At 35.3% G+C, this 14748-nt stretch carries 17 protein-coding genes; 12 read left to right on the top strand and 5 right to left on the bottom strand.

Annotation, left to right across the window (positions count from 1 at the left end):
• Nucleotides 1-2: 2 nt before the first annotated feature.
• From G6R40_RS08005 to G6R40_RS07995, 3 genes are all read right to left on the bottom strand, one after another.
• Complete coding sequence (locus G6R40_RS08005) at nucleotides 3-2384, bottom strand: TonB-dependent receptor (RefSeq protein WP_165133890.1); 2382 nt, start codon at nucleotides 2382-2384, stop codon at nucleotides 3-5.
• A 77-nt stretch (nucleotides 2385-2461) separates the two neighbouring features.
• Nucleotides 2462-2821 (bottom strand): hypothetical protein, encoded by a 360-nt coding sequence (locus G6R40_RS08000; RefSeq protein WP_165133887.1) that lies wholly within the window; start codon nucleotides 2819-2821, stop codon nucleotides 2462-2464.
• A 64-nt stretch (nucleotides 2822-2885) separates the two neighbouring features.
• On the bottom strand, nucleotides 2886-3902 hold the full coding sequence (locus tag G6R40_RS07995) for a nucleoid-associated protein (RefSeq protein WP_165133884.1): 1017 nt from the start codon (nucleotides 3900-3902) through the stop codon (nucleotides 2886-2888).
• Nucleotides 3903-4091: 189 nt separating this feature from the next.
• Here G6R40_RS07995 and G6R40_RS07990 point away from each other — a divergent pair, with 189 nt between their 5' ends.
• Together G6R40_RS07990 and G6R40_RS07985 are read left to right on the top strand one after the other, a co-directional pair.
• On the top strand, nucleotides 4092-4892 hold the full coding sequence (locus G6R40_RS07990; protein WP_165133881.1) for a class I SAM-dependent methyltransferase: 801 nt from the start codon (nucleotides 4092-4094) through the stop codon (nucleotides 4890-4892).
• Nucleotides 4893-5121: 229 nt separating this feature from the next.
• Nucleotides 5122-5694, top strand: coding sequence for a DUF3667 domain-containing protein (locus tag G6R40_RS07985; RefSeq protein WP_262887640.1), 573 nt, complete (start codon nucleotides 5122-5124; stop codon nucleotides 5692-5694).
• A 79-nt stretch (nucleotides 5695-5773) separates the two neighbouring features.
• Here the strand turns inward: G6R40_RS07985 and G6R40_RS07980 are convergent, their stop codons facing one another.
• Together G6R40_RS07980 and G6R40_RS07975 are read right to left on the bottom strand one after the other, a co-directional pair.
• Nucleotides 5774-8452 (bottom strand): hypothetical protein, encoded by a 2679-nt coding sequence (locus G6R40_RS07980; RefSeq protein ID WP_165133878.1) that lies wholly within the window; start codon nucleotides 8450-8452, stop codon nucleotides 5774-5776.
• Nucleotides 8453-8455: 3 nt separating this feature from the next.
• Nucleotides 8456-9436 (bottom strand): hypothetical protein, encoded by a 981-nt coding sequence (locus G6R40_RS07975; RefSeq protein WP_165133875.1) that lies wholly within the window; start codon nucleotides 9434-9436, stop codon nucleotides 8456-8458.
• A gap of 149 nt (nucleotides 9437-9585) precedes the next feature.
• Between G6R40_RS07975 and G6R40_RS07970 the strand changes: the two genes are divergently transcribed.
• From G6R40_RS07970 to rpmC, 10 genes are all read left to right on the top strand, one after another.
• Entirely contained in the window at nucleotides 9586-10026 is a 441-nt protein-coding gene (locus G6R40_RS07970) for a low affinity iron permease family protein (protein ID WP_165133872.1), read from the top strand.
• 211 nt (nucleotides 10027-10237) lie between these two features.
• Entirely contained in the window at nucleotides 10238-10861 is a 624-nt protein-coding gene (gene rplC / locus G6R40_RS07965; protein WP_165133869.1) for a 50S ribosomal protein L3, read from the top strand.
• The gene (gene rplD, locus G6R40_RS07960; RefSeq protein ID WP_165133866.1) at nucleotides 10852-11481 is read left to right on the top strand and encodes a 50S ribosomal protein L4; all 630 of its coding nucleotides are present in this window, start codon (nucleotides 10852-10854) and stop codon (nucleotides 11479-11481) included. Before rplC ends, rplD begins: the two co-directional genes overlap by 10 nt.
• A gap of 6 nt (nucleotides 11482-11487) precedes the next feature.
• Nucleotides 11488-11778 (top strand): 50S ribosomal protein L23, encoded by a 291-nt coding sequence (gene rplW / locus G6R40_RS07955; RefSeq protein ID WP_165133863.1) that lies wholly within the window; start codon nucleotides 11488-11490, stop codon nucleotides 11776-11778.
• Nucleotides 11779-11801: 23 nt separating this feature from the next.
• Nucleotides 11802-12623, top strand: coding sequence for a 50S ribosomal protein L2 (gene rplB / locus G6R40_RS07950; RefSeq protein ID WP_165133860.1), 822 nt, complete (start codon nucleotides 11802-11804; stop codon nucleotides 12621-12623).
• Between the two features lie 2 nt (nucleotides 12624-12625).
• Nucleotides 12626-12904 carry a 30S ribosomal protein S19 gene (rpsS, locus tag G6R40_RS07945; RefSeq protein WP_079667180.1) on the top strand — a complete coding sequence of 93 codons (279 nt, stop codon included), beginning with the start codon at nucleotides 12626-12628 and terminating at the stop codon, nucleotides 12902-12904.
• 2 nt (nucleotides 12905-12906) lie between these two features.
• A complete protein-coding gene (rplV, locus tag G6R40_RS07940) occupies nucleotides 12907-13305 on the top strand; it encodes a 50S ribosomal protein L22 (RefSeq protein ID WP_165133857.1) in 399 nt (132 codons plus the stop codon).
• An 8-nt stretch (nucleotides 13306-13313) separates the two neighbouring features.
• On the top strand, nucleotides 13314-14033 hold the full coding sequence (rpsC, locus tag G6R40_RS07935) for a 30S ribosomal protein S3 (protein WP_165133854.1): 720 nt from the start codon (nucleotides 13314-13316) through the stop codon (nucleotides 14031-14033).
• Between the two features lie 85 nt (nucleotides 14034-14118).
• The gene (gene rplP, locus G6R40_RS07930; protein WP_165133851.1) at nucleotides 14119-14544 is read left to right on the top strand and encodes a 50S ribosomal protein L16; all 426 of its coding nucleotides are present in this window, start codon (nucleotides 14119-14121) and stop codon (nucleotides 14542-14544) included.
• Nucleotides 14545-14557: 13 nt separating this feature from the next.
• Complete coding sequence (rpmC, locus tag G6R40_RS07925; protein WP_165133848.1) at nucleotides 14558-14743, top strand: 50S ribosomal protein L29; 186 nt, start codon at nucleotides 14558-14560, stop codon at nucleotides 14741-14743.
• Nucleotides 14744-14748: the final 5 nt, after the last annotated feature.

Here is a 14748-nt window from a genome sequence, read left to right as displayed (position 1 = left end):
TACTAAAAATTGTACCGAATATTGAAGATAAAGTTACGTCCTAAGTCGTCCGAGAAATATCTGAGTCGGTTGAGATAATCGCGGTAACTTTTATTAAATAGATTTTGAATGCTTACGCCAGTGTATAAATTTTTGGCTAAATTGAATCCAGCTTGTACATTCCAAAGGCTATATCCGTCAGGCGGTGTGCTAAAATCCACAGTTTTCGTAATTTCCTCGCCATCTTCATAAAATACGATTTCAGAGTTATGTATTGGAAAACGATTTTGTCGTAACACCGTTTTGTTTTCTAGACTTAAACTAAAGTTTTTCCATTCTTTTTTATGAAATTCTAAATTGTTGCTGAAATTGGTTGGCATCATCAAAATAAGTGGCTCATCGTGTGTAGTATCTTGTCCATAAAGATAAGCGCCGCGTCCGCGATACGTTAAATTGTCTGTCAGTTTCCAATTGATGTCCAAGTCAACGCCATACATTTTAGCATTAATTTGTTGATACTCCCAAACAGGGAAAGGCCCAACCTGTGTCGCTTGCTGAATGCCTGTCGGAATTTGGTTGATGAAATTGTTCGTAGCAAAATAATAAGAATTAATACTAAAGTCTAAACCGCCAAGCAGATGAAGTTTTCCGTCTATCAAAAGATTGAGCTGATTACCTTTCTCATTTTGCAAGCGCATATTTCCTTTTTCAATAATAGCAGCAGAGTGGTGAAGACCCTCGGCGAAAAGTTCTGCAATATTAGGCGTTCTTTCCACTCTTGCATAGTTGAATTTGATGCTGAATTCTGGAGAAATTTTCCAGTCTAATCCTGCATTATAAGACAAATTGTGATAATTGAGGATAGGATTGGTCAAAACTCTGTTTTGATTGGTTCTTACATAAAATTCCGAAAAATCTTTAGCATAGTTAGTTGTCCAATCTTTGATGTCATACCATTTCGTTACATTATAATGTGTTACATCATAACGTGCACCGATTTCCGCTTGAAAGTTATTTGCGATTTTATATTTAAAAATTGAATATAGGCCTCCCGAATATTTATCATAATTAGGAACCAAACGACGACTTTGGGTTTTCGGATTCGAATAGTTGTTCTGATATATCAAGTCGATGCCAGTTTCTAAAGACCATTTTTCGCGTTCCAGCAAATCGTTTAGATTTAATTGATGGGTTATCAATTCCAAATCCATACTCGGCGTATTCTTAAGATCTCCACGACGGATATCGAATTCTTGTCGATGATTGTATTGGAAACTATAGGTTGCCGATACTTTACCAAAATGCTCAAAACGCTTGAAAGCCGAAACTTTAGCAATATGATGTGCTATTTCCTGACGTGGATTGTCGATAGAATAACTAAAATCTCTCATGTAGATAGGTTGTGGCGTCGTCATAGCAAGATAAAAATCTTTGTCGTTGCCCACATGAGAACCACGGAAGATACCTAAATTCTGATTAGTGACATAATAATCAAAAGAAATCCCTTGCTTGAACTCGTTCTTCTGAACACTTATATTAAATGACGAAAAATCCATTCCAGTGTTCATCAGATTATAATCGGGTGTCGATAAATCGCCAAGTTTTTTGAAGCTTCCATTTACTTTTATAGCCCAAGCATTTTGCCATGTTTTTAAAAGTTTTAAATCTAATCCTAATCCTCGCCCGTTAGAAATTCCCGAAATATTGGTTGATCCCGTTAGACTGTCTTTCTTTTTGAAAATTTCAGGTTCTAGGACGATCACACCGCCAACAGCATCGGTACCATACTTTAGAGCAGATGCTCCTTTGATGACGTCGATGTGTTCAAAATTGTTGATGTCAACATTGGGCGCATGCTCTACGCCCCATTCTTGTTCGGCCAATTTCACACCATTGTTGATAATCGAAATTCGGCTGCCATACATTCCGTGGATTACAGGTTTTGCAATGCTGTTACCCGTTTTCAAAGTGCTGACGCCAGATATTTTGGTCAACAGATTTCCTAGATTTTCGGTGGCATTTTTCTCAATAGTCGATTGGTCCAAAGTTTTTACAATAATGGCGCCTTTGGATTTGTGCGCAGCATGTATGGTTATGGACTCAATCTCATTGCTGTGATGTTCTAAAAGGATTTCGAGATTTAGACTTTTGCTAAGCTCAATGTTGGATTGATAAGCATCACAATCTGGATGTGTAACAATTATAGTATATACATCGGATTTTAGATTTTTTATCTCAAACTTTCCATTGTTGTCGGTTGTTGCCGTTGATGTTCCGATAACAATTTTAGCATTTCTTAGAGCCGTTTTGTCATGGAAATCCTTTACCACGCCAGCAATATTATATTGTTGGGCATGGTGGGTGACTCCTACCAAAAAGAGTAGAAGTTTTAAAATTTTATTCATTTTATTTGAATTGAATATCAGTTTAATACACGAAATTTCTGTAATTGAGAATTACAGATTTTTTTAATAAAATCGAATTAAAGCTGATAAACAGGAGGACCACGAAGGTAAAGACGTGTGGTTTCAAAACTTAAGAAATTTTCTTTAAGATGAGAAAATTCTGGTTTTTCAGAAAATGAATTATAAATCTTAAATTCAAAAGTTTTCGGTGCAATACTGTGGTTGGTCGTTGAAAAATGACATGCCAAACAATCGTTTGCACTACCTATTTTTTCCTGAGAAATATTTTCAAACTTTGGGTTTTTGGTGTTTGAAAAACCAAAATAAGGATCTGCATTATGTTGATGCAAGTACGGAGAAAACACAAGCAACAACAGATATAATCCCGCTATAAAGCCAGAAATTATCGCTTTTTGATGTTGTTGGGTTTTAATCATTTTACAAAACGAAACTTTTTTAAGTCTTTCTGATTGGTCTATTGTTAACGGATTTTGTTACGAATTAGTTTTCTGCATCGTAATAAAGTCTGTAGAAACGACCTTTCTCATCTTGGTCTTGCTCAATTTTTTGACGATCGCCGTGGATATAGATGTGGAAATTTTTATCTAATTTAATAACAGATTTGAAGTGTCTTTGCTGTTTTTTAACCGCTGCTGTGCTTATTGGGAAATCCTCAGAAATGCTCATCTGCATATCGTTTTCGTAATCGGTTTTGAAGTTGGAAAAACTTTCTATAACATGCTCGTCAACCAAAACTTCGTTGACAAAATCATCGTATTTGAATTCTTCTTTTTCTTTAAAAAAATTGATGGATTTGTTCAAGAAATCCGCTTGATCTGCTTTGGAAACCTCGAATTCCTGTGGCAATTGTGTCGTAATGTAATCTTTGTAAACCGACAAAGTTTCTTGGGTGTGAAAATAGTCGTTGTCGCGTTGCTTTACTTTTAAAAAATCTTCGAACCAATAATACATGTCGCCATTTTTGTTGTTGTCCACAACGGACAAGATGTAGCCAGATTCTTTATCGTTATTATAAATTAAAGCGGCTTTATCAATTTTTGAAAGCCCGATTCCGAAGTCTTTTTCGATTTCAAAATTCTCGTTTTTTTGTTGGATTTTTAGGAAAGCTTCTTTCTTTTCTGTTTTGAAGATTCCTATTTTGTCAATCTTTCCACCTTCAGGATTTTCTTCTGCATCGAAATAAACTATGAACAATTCACCGTTCATAATACGCGGATTTTCTGCAGCTTCATAAAGGTGTTTTGCAATATTTTCGGACTCCCAGAGGAATTTGTTTTTGTCTTCAAAAATCTCTGTAACAGAGCTGTACACAGGATTGTTCACCAAATAAGAATCGCTGTAAAAATGAAACTGCTCTTCCGACTTGAAAGCGCTGAGGAAAATAGTTCCGAGCAATTCCTTCATGTCTTCGTGAAGATCCAACTCGTCCTGAGAAAGAATTAACGCATCACCATTGATTTTGTTACCGACTTTGTGTACAACTATTTTTGAGAACATTGGTTTTGATTTTGGATTGCAAAGATAGGAAACGGCAGTTAACATTCCATAGCAAAAAATGCAAGTCTTTTTATATTTTATTTGTAAAGTATCGATTGGAAAGTTTAAAATTTATTTAAAAATAGTTTAAGCAGGTTTTACTAATGTTTATATTTGATTCTGCCCAATCATTCTAATACATTAATTAATATGACAACAGACAATAATTACATAGAAATTAATAAGGCCTCTTGGAACAATCGTTTGGATACACATTTGAAATCGGAGTTCTATAATCTTAAAGGGTTTTTGAAAGGTGAAAGCTCATTAAATCCAATCGAATTGGAACTGCTGGGTCATCTTCAAGGGAAGTCTATTTTGCATTTGCAATGTCATTTTGGTCAAGACACGATATCGCTGAGCCGCCTTGGTGCCAAAGTTACGGGCGTGGATTTGTCAGACAAAGCCATTGAAAGCGCTCGGGAAATTGCAAAACAAAGCAACTCCGATGCAAAGTTTATTTGTTGTGATTTGTATAATTTAGAAAATTATTTGGATCAACAATTCGATATTGTATTTACAAGTTATGGTACGATTATGTGGCTTCCAGATTTGGATAAATGGGGAAATCTGATTTCAAAATTTTTAAAACCAAATGGGAAATTTGTGATGGTTGAGTTTCATCCTCTCGTTTGGATGTTTGATGATGATTTTACAAAAGTTGCCTACAATTATTTTAATGTAGCACCGATTGTCGAAACAGAAAACGGAACTTATGCCGACAAAAATGCGAGTATTTCACAATCTTACGTGACTTGGAATCATAGCATGAGCGAAGTGGTCAGCAGCTTGCTAAAAAATGGACTGACACTATCTGACTTTCAAGAATATGATTATTCGCCTTACAATATTTTTAACAACTCAATAGAAGTCGCACCGAAACAATATAGAGTCAAACATCTCGGAGAAAAGATTCCGATTCTGTATTCTATCCTTGCAGAAAAGAAATAAAACAATTAAGATTGCGCAGACATATTACGAACTAAAAATCCGAGTCTCAAAATTTGATGGGAAACTCTAGTAATTGCCTTAATTGTGTCGTACAATTTCTGAAAATTTTTGCCCAAACTGTGGACAAAAGGCAAATATCCACCGGTATTCGCTCAAGCATTTTGTTACGCATGATTTAATTCACGGTATTTGGCATGTTGACAATGGCATCTTTTTCACAATCAAAGAATTGTTCACACGACCGGGACACAGCGTTCGGGAGTTTATTAATGGTAAAAGGGTAGGCTATTTCAGTTTTGTAAGTTTGCTGCTGATTATTCTGGCAATGATACATTTTTTTGGAGAATATGCTTTGGTAAGTCAAGCCGACCTGATGCCCGAAGGTGGGAAAGATGCTGTGAGCGGACTTGAAGAATTTGCGAAAAAATATCCCAAAACACTTTTGCTTTTAACAATTCCGCTTTATTCGGTTTTTAGTTTTTTATGGTTTCGAAAAGCAAAACTCAATCTCACAGAACATTTTGTTTTAAACTCTTATAAAACCGTTGTCGAATCTTTGATGAATTTGTTGTTTGTGCTGTTGACAATTTTTTATAGCAATATATATGTATTGACGATTATTTTTAGTCTTATCAATATTCTTTTGTTGGTGTATGCATTTTGGTTTTACAAACAATTTTTTTCGGCATATCATTATTCAAAAACCTCATTAATATTGAGAAGTCTTGGTGTTATCGTTTCGTATATGCTTTTTTCAATTCTTTTTGGATTAATACTGGGCTTTATAAAGTCCAGAAGCTAGAAGAGAAATTCTTTTACTTTCGATGTCCCATAAAAAAAGCGGCCTCAGAATAGAGCGACCGCTTTTTTTAATGTTAAGTTTACTTCGTGGTATAATATTTAAAATAAAGACAACTGCTTTGCAAATCTTTGAAGGATTGTGTGTCAGCATAGTTTTGTTTTAACTGTGCGAAGTAAGTTCTGTATTTGTCATTTTTGGTTTTGTTAAGCATGCTATCAAAGGTCTTTTGTTTTTGCTCGTAACTTGGATCATCCCATTTCAGGTTGCTATCCTGTTTGTTTTCCCATTGGTAATATTTTCCTTGTTCAGCACTTGCCATTTGGAAAAGGATTCTTGCTTTTTGTTCTTTATCAGTTGTTTGGTCTAAAGCTTTTTTGTAATAATTAATCGACAAATCAAAATTCTCTGGTTTGATGTAACTCGTGTACGAATAGTTTTTATAGTAATATTTGTACGGCGTATCGGTTTTCCAAAAATCATACTTGCTCCAACCAGCATTGTTAGAATCCATCACAAACAATTGACGGAAATATCCCAAAATAGAAGTATTGTACAACATATTACCAATAAGTTGATTGGCGTTGGCCGCTTTTTGGCCATTTGCTGAACCTAATTTTTGTAGCTCAACCAATGTTGTTGCCAATTCCAATTTGTTCATATTGGATTTTATCATTGGGAATTCTGAGATGTAATTTTCGGCTTTCATACTTTCAGATTCAGAACTGCTAAAGCTTTCCCAAATGTTGTGTCCAAAGACCAAAGACGAAATATTGCTAAAACCATCGTAAGCGGTTGGGTCAACTTTTGGCGCTTCTTCTTCGTCGTAATAAAATGAGCTAATTGCGTGGAGTCCGCCAAAGTTTTTAATTTTTGAATAATAATCTTTGGCTTTTACAAAGTTGGCATTTCGCATTTCTTGATCGCCATAGATAAGATTGAAGAAGGCTTCTGGACTTCCTTTGATGTCAATGTTTTTTTCGATGACTGTTTTCTCGAAAGCGGTTTTGTTGTCTTTTTTAATGAAAGCTTCCAATTTTTTGGCAAGTTCTAAGTTGGGACTGAATTGCAAATCCGAAAGCCTGTTGTTCATCAAAAAGGCTTTGCCATCTTCACCTTGCAGAAAATATCGATTTGCTAAAATGTCCACTAAGAAATCCGAAGTCGAAGGTGTAGGATAGTCGTAATAATCCACGCTGTCTTTCTTTTTTTCGGGTTTTACAAAGAAGTCTTTATACTCAGACATTAATTTGTCTTCGAAAGCCGCATCTATTTTCGGTTGCGAGACAATCGTGTTCAAGGCTTTCATTTTATTGATTTCCTGAATGTATTCTGGATTGTTTGTTTTAATGGAACCGAGGATGTCCATGCTTTCATCATAATCCTTTTTCAAAAATTTGAGATATGCCGAAGCAATTTTCCAATATTCGTCATTGGATTTGTCTTTTGTTTTATTGATAAATTTATCCAAATCGTCGATGTAGTTGAGGACTTTATCGTTGTCGCTCCACAAATTGTCATTAGCCGAGAAAAACGGAATTCTGTTAGGGTTATTCAGATAAGATTTGTCGCTTTGGTCGCTACTTCTTTCGGTTGGATTGTCGCTATTTCCTCCAAATAGGTTTTTGAAAAAGTTGACAATTTTGTCCCAAAACGAAACGTCGGTTTTCTTGGTTTCTCTTGTTGTAGAAGACGTTTCTTTATTATCAGTTTTGTTTTCTGTGCTTGTATTGTTTTCTTCTAAAGTTGTATTATAGTAGGTAGGAAGATAACTGCGTTCGAGATCATTAATGCTTCGTGCTGCCAGAACTTTCAGGATTTCCGAATTGGGATCGATGTCGTACATCTTTTCCATAGCAGGAATCGGGTTGTTATACTCTTGATAAGCCAAAAGAAAATAGGCCATGTTTTTTTCTTCTGGCGATTGCGCGCGGTTCATAATGTTTTTGAAAGAAGCGCTGTCCGATAATTTCATCGATACAAAAGCCGACTCTTTTCTCGATTTTGAAAAAGAAAAAACTTTGAAGAAATTCCAGTTGGCTTCTTGTCCATTTCCGAGACCACGTTGCGCGCCAGCCATTTGATCCAATGCTAAAAAATAAGGTGCTGTTTTTAATTTTAAAGGCTCAACATATTTTTTAAAACTGTCAATCGCCTGTTGATAGTTTTGTGTATAATGGTTAAACCTTACAAGTTGATAGCCGTATCTTAGTTTTATTTCGGGATTTTTTGCGGCATTATAAAGATTGGTTAATGCTAAAATTGTTTTGGCATAATCCAGATTGGTAGCATTTACAGGATTATCATTTTCTCGATAGTAAAAACTGTTCGGGCTCTCAACATATTTGATCTGCATATAAGGTTCCAGATATTTGGCTTCCAAAAGATAGTCGATGGCTTCCTGATATTGCTTGTAAAAATTAGAACCCAATTTTGATAAAAAAGGATTGTTGCCAGTTCCTTTTTTGAATTGGTTAAGTTCTGCATAAGAGATTTTGTTTACCAGATATTCTGTCTCCGCATAATTGAATTTGTTTCCAAAGAATTTTTGCCAAGCTTCAATATTTTCGTCATGTACATGCGTTGAGCCTTCATAAAAACGATTGGAGTAGGTGAGTAAAAAAGGTAAATATGATTTGTCTTTAATAATGCTCTGCGTGAAAATGTTGAAATATTCGTAGTCTGGATCGTACCAAGAGCAAGCTTGCGACTGTTGGTGAAGTGCGAAGCTTAAAAGAACGCCAATTCCAATTTTTTTCATAGGTTATTTTATTAGGTTTTTATAATGTTGTGTAAACTGATTGTCCAGATGGTAATATATAATATGATAGGGATAGTTCAGTTTTGTATCGATAAAGTTAATGCTTTCTAAAATATCAGACTCTGGGACTTCTTCAACTTTTATCTCGAAGCCTTTGTTGAGATACATGCCAAAATAGAAATCATCTTTTACAACTTTGTACATGTTATCATTTATTTTCTCAAAATTTTTATTTTCTAAATCTGAAGTTTTTATGGCATTTATCAATTTGTGTTTTCCAAGATGGTTGGTGACGATTCCCCAAGAATAAATTGGTAAAGCGATGTCTAGTTTTACAGGATAATTTTCAAGGTCGCGGAGATAGGCTTTCAATAATGTTAAATCTAAAATGGAGTTCTTATCCGAGTTTTCCAAAGGCGAAGAGGTTGAGTAACACATCAAATACATTTTCTTAACTGGCGGAATACCCATTGTTTTTTTGTCCCGCACTTGATGAAGTCGTAGCGTTGATGTTATGTCTTTTTTTGAAATCCGTTTTAATTCGTTCAAAAATAAAAAATAATCGTCTTTTGTGCTTTTTGTCCAGTCGCTGTCAATTTGGATTTCGTTTTCCAATTTAAAATCAAATTTTTTCGCAAGATTATTAATATGATCTGTAGTTTTCTGAGCAAGGAATGTAATGTCTTTTTTTGAAATTTTGTACCAAGTTTCGTTCGTTATAAAAATGACGGGGACAATTTTCTTTGAAACCGAATTTTCATGCTTTTTCTGAAGAACGCCTACTGCTTCGTAAGCATTGCCTTTTTTCTGCACGTCAAAAAAACGCGTATATAAGACCGGAACTTTCGATTGGTTAAGAAGTCTTGTTTCGTCTTTACTCAGATCAAAATTGCTTCGCCAATAGTAAAATCCGTAGTCGTGCTGCACTTCTTTTTGACAAGAACTAAAAATGATTAGTAAGAAAAACCAATATATATGTTTCATTTTTTTATTTGTTTCTTGACTCAACTTTCAAAATGTTAAGGATTTAATTATGAAAATTGGTCAAAACATTTTGTAGTTTTGTTTAACTTACGAAGATAATAAAGTCTTGCTTTGCTGGACGACGTTTTGCTAATTATATCGATGAAATTATGAGATCTAAAAGTTTTTTTGAACGTTTTGCGAATTGGGCGACTTTTTTCACTGGAAGTTCCAATGCTTTTTTGGGCGCTTTACTTATTGTTTTAATTTGGGTGGCTTCTGGCCCTTTCTTCCATTATTCTGATACTTGGCAATTGGTAATTAATACGGGAACGACAATTGTTACTTTTCTTATGGTGTTTCTTATCCAAAAAGCACAGAACAAAGATTCTAAAGCTTTACAAATTAAACTTAATGAATTGATAGCAGCTAGCAAAGAGGCTAGCAATCGTATGGTGGATATAGAAGATCTCACGGAGAAGGATCTGGATCAGCTGCATACTTATTTTGTGAAATTAGCAGAATTAGCAAAGAAAGAATCCGATATTCATAAATCACATTCGATAGATGCAGCTGTGAAAAATCATTCAGCAAAACTTAAAAATACTTAATCGCAAGCCTTTGACTGTAAAGTTTGTTCAAAATAGGCTAACTATCAAAAAATCAAATAATTTCTTAAATTTTTTTTGGAGTTTATTAAAATATTCATACATTTGCACACTCATTTTAGGGAAGGAGTATGCCTATTTCAGACATAGAACATTACAAAAACCCGTAAAATGCTGAGTGTTAATACAAGAATTAAGAATATAATATTAAACAATGTCAGGTATTATTGGTAAAAAAGTCGGTATGACATCTTTGTTTAACGAAGAAGGAAAAAACATTCCTTGTACAGTTATTCAAGCTGGTCCATGCTCGATTTTACAGGTCAGAACCATTGAGAACGACGGCTACGAGGCTGTGCAGTTAGGTTTCGATGACAAGAGTGAGAAGAACGTTGGAAAAGCGTTAGCTGGTCATTTTAAAAAGGCTGGTTCAGCTCCTAAAGCGAAATTGGTTGAATTCCATAATGGATTCGCTGATGCAAAAGTAGGAGAAGAAGTTAAAGTTAACTTATTTACTGAAGGTGAGTATGTTGATGTAACAGGGACTTCAAAAGGTAAAGGTTTCCAAGGGGTTGTTAAAAGACACAACTTTGGAGGTGTAATGCAGGCGACTCATGGTCAGCACAACAGACTTAGAGCTCCAGGTTCTATCGGTGCGGGATCAGATCCTTCAAGAGTATTCAAGGGGATGAGAATGGCTGGAAGAATGGGAGGCAAGCAGGTGACTGTACAGAACCTTCAAGTGTTAAAAGTAGATGAAGAGCAAAATCTTTTAGTAGTAAAAGGTGCTGTTCCGGGAGCTAAAAATTCTTATGTAATTATCAGAAAATGGAACTAGTAGTATTAAATACATCAGGAAAGGAAACCGGAAGAAAAGTAACTCTAGACGAAGCAATCTTCGGTATCGAGCCAAATCAGCATGCGGTTTACTTAGAAGTGAAACAATATCTTGCTGCTCAGCGTCAAGGTACTCATAAATCAAAAGAAAGAAGCGAAATTACGGCTTCTACAAGAAAACTTAAAAAGCAAAAAGGTTCAGGATCTGCGAGATATGGTGATATCAAATCGCCAACTTTCAAAGGTGGGGGTAGAGTTTTTGGTCCAAAACCAAGAGATTACCGTTTTAAATTGAACAAAGCGCTTAAGAGATTGGCTAAAAAATCTGTATTGTCTCAAAAAATGAGAGATAACTCTATTAAAGTATTAGAAGCTTTCAACTTCGAAACGCCTAAAACTAAAGAGTTTATCAACTTGAACAATGCATTAGGTTTTGAAGGAAAAAAATCTCTTTACATTTTAGCAGAAGCTAATAAGAATGTGTATCTATCTTCAAGAAACTTACCTAAGACAAAAGTGATGACTTATAACGAGATCAGCTCTTATGACTTAGTTAACGCAGGAGAGATTGTGTTCTTAGAAGGTGCAGTAGAAAAATTTCAAGAAAACTTAAAGAAATAAGAAATCATGTCAGTTATAATTAAACCAATTATCTCAGAAAAAGCGAACTATCTTACAGATTTGAGAGGTGCTTATTCTTTCCTAGTTGATACTAGAGCGAATAAAATCCAAATCAAAGCAGCGGTAGAAGCAGCTTACGGTGTTAAAGTGGCAGACGTTAGAACCATGATTTATGCGCCTAAAGTCTCTTCAAAATATACAAAAAAAGGATTACAAGTTGGTAAAACCAACAAATTGAAGAAAGCTGTTATCACTTTAGCAGCTGGAGAAGTAATCGATATTTTTGCAGTAAATTAATTTATTAATCATAAATAATAGTAATGTCTGTTAGAAAATTAAAACCTATCACCCCGGGACAGAGATTCAGAGTTGTTAACAATTTTGAGGAAATTACTACCAACAAACCAGAGAAATCTCTAACAGTTGGTATTAAAAAGTCAGGTGGACGTAACCAAACTGGTAAAATGACCATGCGTTACACCGGCGGTGGACACAAAAAGAAATACAGAATTATCGACTTCAAAAGAAACAAATTCGATGTTGAAGCTACGGTAAAAACTGTAGAGTATGATCCGAACAGAACTGCTTTCATCGCATTAGTTGAATACGCAGACGGAGAGAAAAGATATATTATCGCTCCAAACGGAATTAAAGTTGATCAAAAAATCATTTCAGGAGAAAGCGTAGAACCGAACATCGGTAACGCAATGAAATTGAAAAACATTCCATTAGGTACAGTTATTTCTTGTATCGAATTGAAACCAGGTCAAGGTGCTACATTAGCTCGTTCTGCTGGATCTTCAGCTCAGTTAACATCAAGAGATGGTAAGTATGCAATCATCAAATTGCCTTCAGGAGAATCTAGAATGATCCTTACTGAATGTTTCGCAATGATTGGATCTGTATCTAACTCAGATCACCAACTTACTGTATCTGGTAAAGCTGGTAGAAGCAGATGGTTAGGTAGAAGACCAAGAACAAGAGCGGTTGTTATGAACCCTGTTGATCACCCAATGGGTGGTGGTGAAGGACGTTCTTCAGGAGGTCACCCAAGATCTAGAAACGGTATGCCAGCTAAAGGTTACAAAACTAGAAAGAAAAACAAAGTGTCTAACCGTTACATCGTATCTAAAAGAAAATAATTATGGCAAGATCACTTAAGAAAGGACCTTTCATTCATCATACATTAGAGAAGAAAGTACAAGCAAACATCGAGTCTAACAAAAAGACTGTAATTAAAACATGGTCTAGAGCATCTATGATTTCTCCAGACATGGTAGGTCAAACCATCGCAGTACACAACGGGAAAACTTTTGTTCCAGTTTACGTTACTGAAAACATGGTAGGACACAAGTTAGGTGAATTTTCTCCGACAAGATCTTTTAGAGGTCACGGTGGTAACAAAAATAAAGGTAGCAGATAATCATGGGAAAAAGAAAGCAAGATAGCGCATTAGCAAGAAAAGCAGCTAACCAAGATGTGGTAAAAGCTAGTTTGAACGACTGTCCTTCTTCTCCAAGAAAAATGAGATTAGTTGCTGATATCATCAGAGGAGAGAATGTTGACAAAGCTCTTTATATCCTTAAATTCTCAAAGAAAGAAGCTTCTAACAAATTAGAAAAGTTACTTCTTTCAGCTATGGCCAACTGGCAAGCGAAAAACGAAGGTGCTGATATCGAAGAAGCTAACCTTATCGTGAAAGAAATATTTGTGGATAGTGCAAGACAATTAAAGAGACTAAGACCGGCACCGCAAGGTAGAGGTTACAGAATCAGAAAAAGATCTAACCACGTTACATTAATCTTAGGTAATAAAGAAAACTAATTCAAGGTATGGGACAGAAGACAAATCCAATTGGTAACAGATTAGGTATCATCAGAGGATGGGATTCAAACTGGTTTGGTGGAAAAAACTACGGTGACAGAATCGCTGAAGACTACAAAATCAGAAGATACCTTGAAGCAAGATTATCTAAAGGTGGAATTTCAAGAATCTTTATTGAAAGAACGCTTAAATTAGTTACTGTAACTATTACAACAGCAAGACCAGGTCTTATCATCGGTAAAGGAGGTCAAGAAGTTGACAAACTAAAAGAAGAATTGAAGAAGTTGACAGGAAAAGATATCCAAATCAACATCTTCGAAATCAAAAGACCAGAACTAGACGCAGTACTAGTAGCAGACAGCATCGCTAAGCAGATCGAAAACCGTATCTCTTATAGAAGAGCTGTGAAAATGGCAATCGCTTCTACAATGAGAATGGGAGCAGAAGGTATCAAAGTTCAAATCTCTGGTAGATTGAACGGTGCAGAAATGGCAAGATCAGAATCTTTCAAAGACGGAAGAATCCCATTGTCAACTTTCCGTGCAGATATTGACTATCACATCGGAGAAGCACTTACACAATATGGTAAACTAGGTGTAAAAGTGTGGATCATGAAAGGCGAAGTATATGGTAAGAGAGATCTTTCTCCACTAGTGGGACAACCTAAAAAAGGAGGACCATCTAGAGGTGACCGAGATAACAGAAGACCTTCAAGAGATAAAAAATAATTCAAAATTTTAGACCATTAAATTTTAAATTACCGTTACTTTTTTAAAATCCAACATCTAAAATCCAAAATCTAAAATTTAAATTATGTTACAACCAAGAAGAACCAAATTCCGTAAAGTTCATAAAATGAAAATGAAGGGGATTGCCCAAAGAGGTAGTCAACTTGCATACGGAACGTTCGGGATCAAAGCTACAGAAGGCGCTTGGATCACTGCAAGACAAATCGAAGCTGCACGTATCGCTGCAACAAGATATATGAAAAGAGAAGGTCAACTATGGATCAAAATTTTCCCAGATAAGCCAATTACTAAAAAACCAGCGGAAGTACGTATGGGTAAAGGTAAGGGTGCTGTGGAATATTGGGTAGCTGTAGTTAAACCTGGTAAAATTATGTTCGAAGTAGGTGGTGTACCTTACGACGTAGCAAAAGAAGCCTTGAGATTAGCAGCTCAAAAACTACCAGTAGTTACCAAATTTGTAGTTGCTAACGATTTTGTTAAACCTCTTTAATATCTGAATGACAATGAAAAAAGCTGACATCAAAAACTTAAGCGTTGAGGATTTGAATAATCAACTAGCTGAAGCTAAAGCTAACCTTAACAAATTAACTTTAGCACATAAAATCAGTCCGATTGAAAATCCAATTCAGATCAGAGATTTAAGAAAAACAATCGCTAGACTTAATACTGAGTTAACTAACAAACAATAATATTT

Origin of the sequence: Chryseobacterium sp. POL2, assembly GCF_011058315.1 — a bacterium.
GTDB lineage: Bacteria > Bacteroidota > Bacteroidia > Flavobacteriales > Weeksellaceae > Soonwooa.
Note: the sequence above shows the minus strand (reverse complement) of the source record. Positions and strands in the feature narration are given on the sequence as shown.

Excerpts from the sequence above, each read along its gene's own strand:
- G6R40_RS07990 (WP_165133881.1), top strand. The coding sequence starts at position 4,092 with ATGACAACAGACAATAATTACATAGAAATTAATAAGGCCTCTTGGAAC.
- G6R40_RS07970 (WP_165133872.1), top strand. The coding sequence starts at position 9,586 with ATGAGATCTAAAAGTTTTTTTGAACGTTTTGCGAATTGGGCGACTTTT.
- rplW (WP_165133863.1), top strand. The coding sequence starts at position 11,488 with ATGTCAGTTATAATTAAACCAATTATCTCAGAAAAAGCGAACTATCTT.
- G6R40_RS07995 (WP_165133884.1), bottom strand. The coding sequence starts at position 3,902 with ATGTTCTCAAAAATAGTTGTACACAAAGTCGGTAACAAAATCAATGGT.
- rpmC (WP_165133848.1), top strand. The coding sequence starts at position 14,558 with ATGAAAAAAGCTGACATCAAAAACTTAAGCGTTGAGGATTTGAATAAT.
- rpsS (WP_079667180.1), top strand. The coding sequence starts at position 12,626 with ATGGCAAGATCACTTAAGAAAGGACCTTTCATTCATCATACATTAGAG.
- G6R40_RS08000 (WP_165133887.1), bottom strand. The coding sequence starts at position 2,821 with ATGATTAAAACCCAACAACATCAAAAAGCGATAATTTCTGGCTTTATA.
- G6R40_RS08005 (WP_165133890.1), bottom strand. The coding sequence starts at position 2,384 with ATGAATAAAATTTTAAAACTTCTACTCTTTTTGGTAGGAGTCACCCAC.
- rpsC (WP_165133854.1), top strand. The coding sequence starts at position 13,314 with ATGGGACAGAAGACAAATCCAATTGGTAACAGATTAGGTATCATCAGA.
- G6R40_RS07980 (WP_165133878.1), bottom strand. The coding sequence starts at position 8,452 with ATGAAAAAAATTGGAATTGGCGTTCTTTTAAGCTTCGCACTTCACCAA.
- rplD (WP_165133866.1), top strand. The coding sequence starts at position 10,852 with ATGGAACTAGTAGTATTAAATACATCAGGAAAGGAAACCGGAAGAAAA.
- rplB (WP_165133860.1), top strand. The coding sequence starts at position 11,802 with ATGTCTGTTAGAAAATTAAAACCTATCACCCCGGGACAGAGATTCAGA.
- rplV (WP_165133857.1), top strand. The coding sequence starts at position 12,907 with ATGGGAAAAAGAAAGCAAGATAGCGCATTAGCAAGAAAAGCAGCTAAC.
- G6R40_RS07975 (WP_165133875.1), bottom strand. The coding sequence starts at position 9,436 with ATGAAACATATATATTGGTTTTTCTTACTAATCATTTTTAGTTCTTGT.
- rplP (WP_165133851.1), top strand. The coding sequence starts at position 14,119 with ATGTTACAACCAAGAAGAACCAAATTCCGTAAAGTTCATAAAATGAAA.
- rplC (WP_165133869.1), top strand. The coding sequence starts at position 10,238 with ATGTCAGGTATTATTGGTAAAAAAGTCGGTATGACATCTTTGTTTAAC.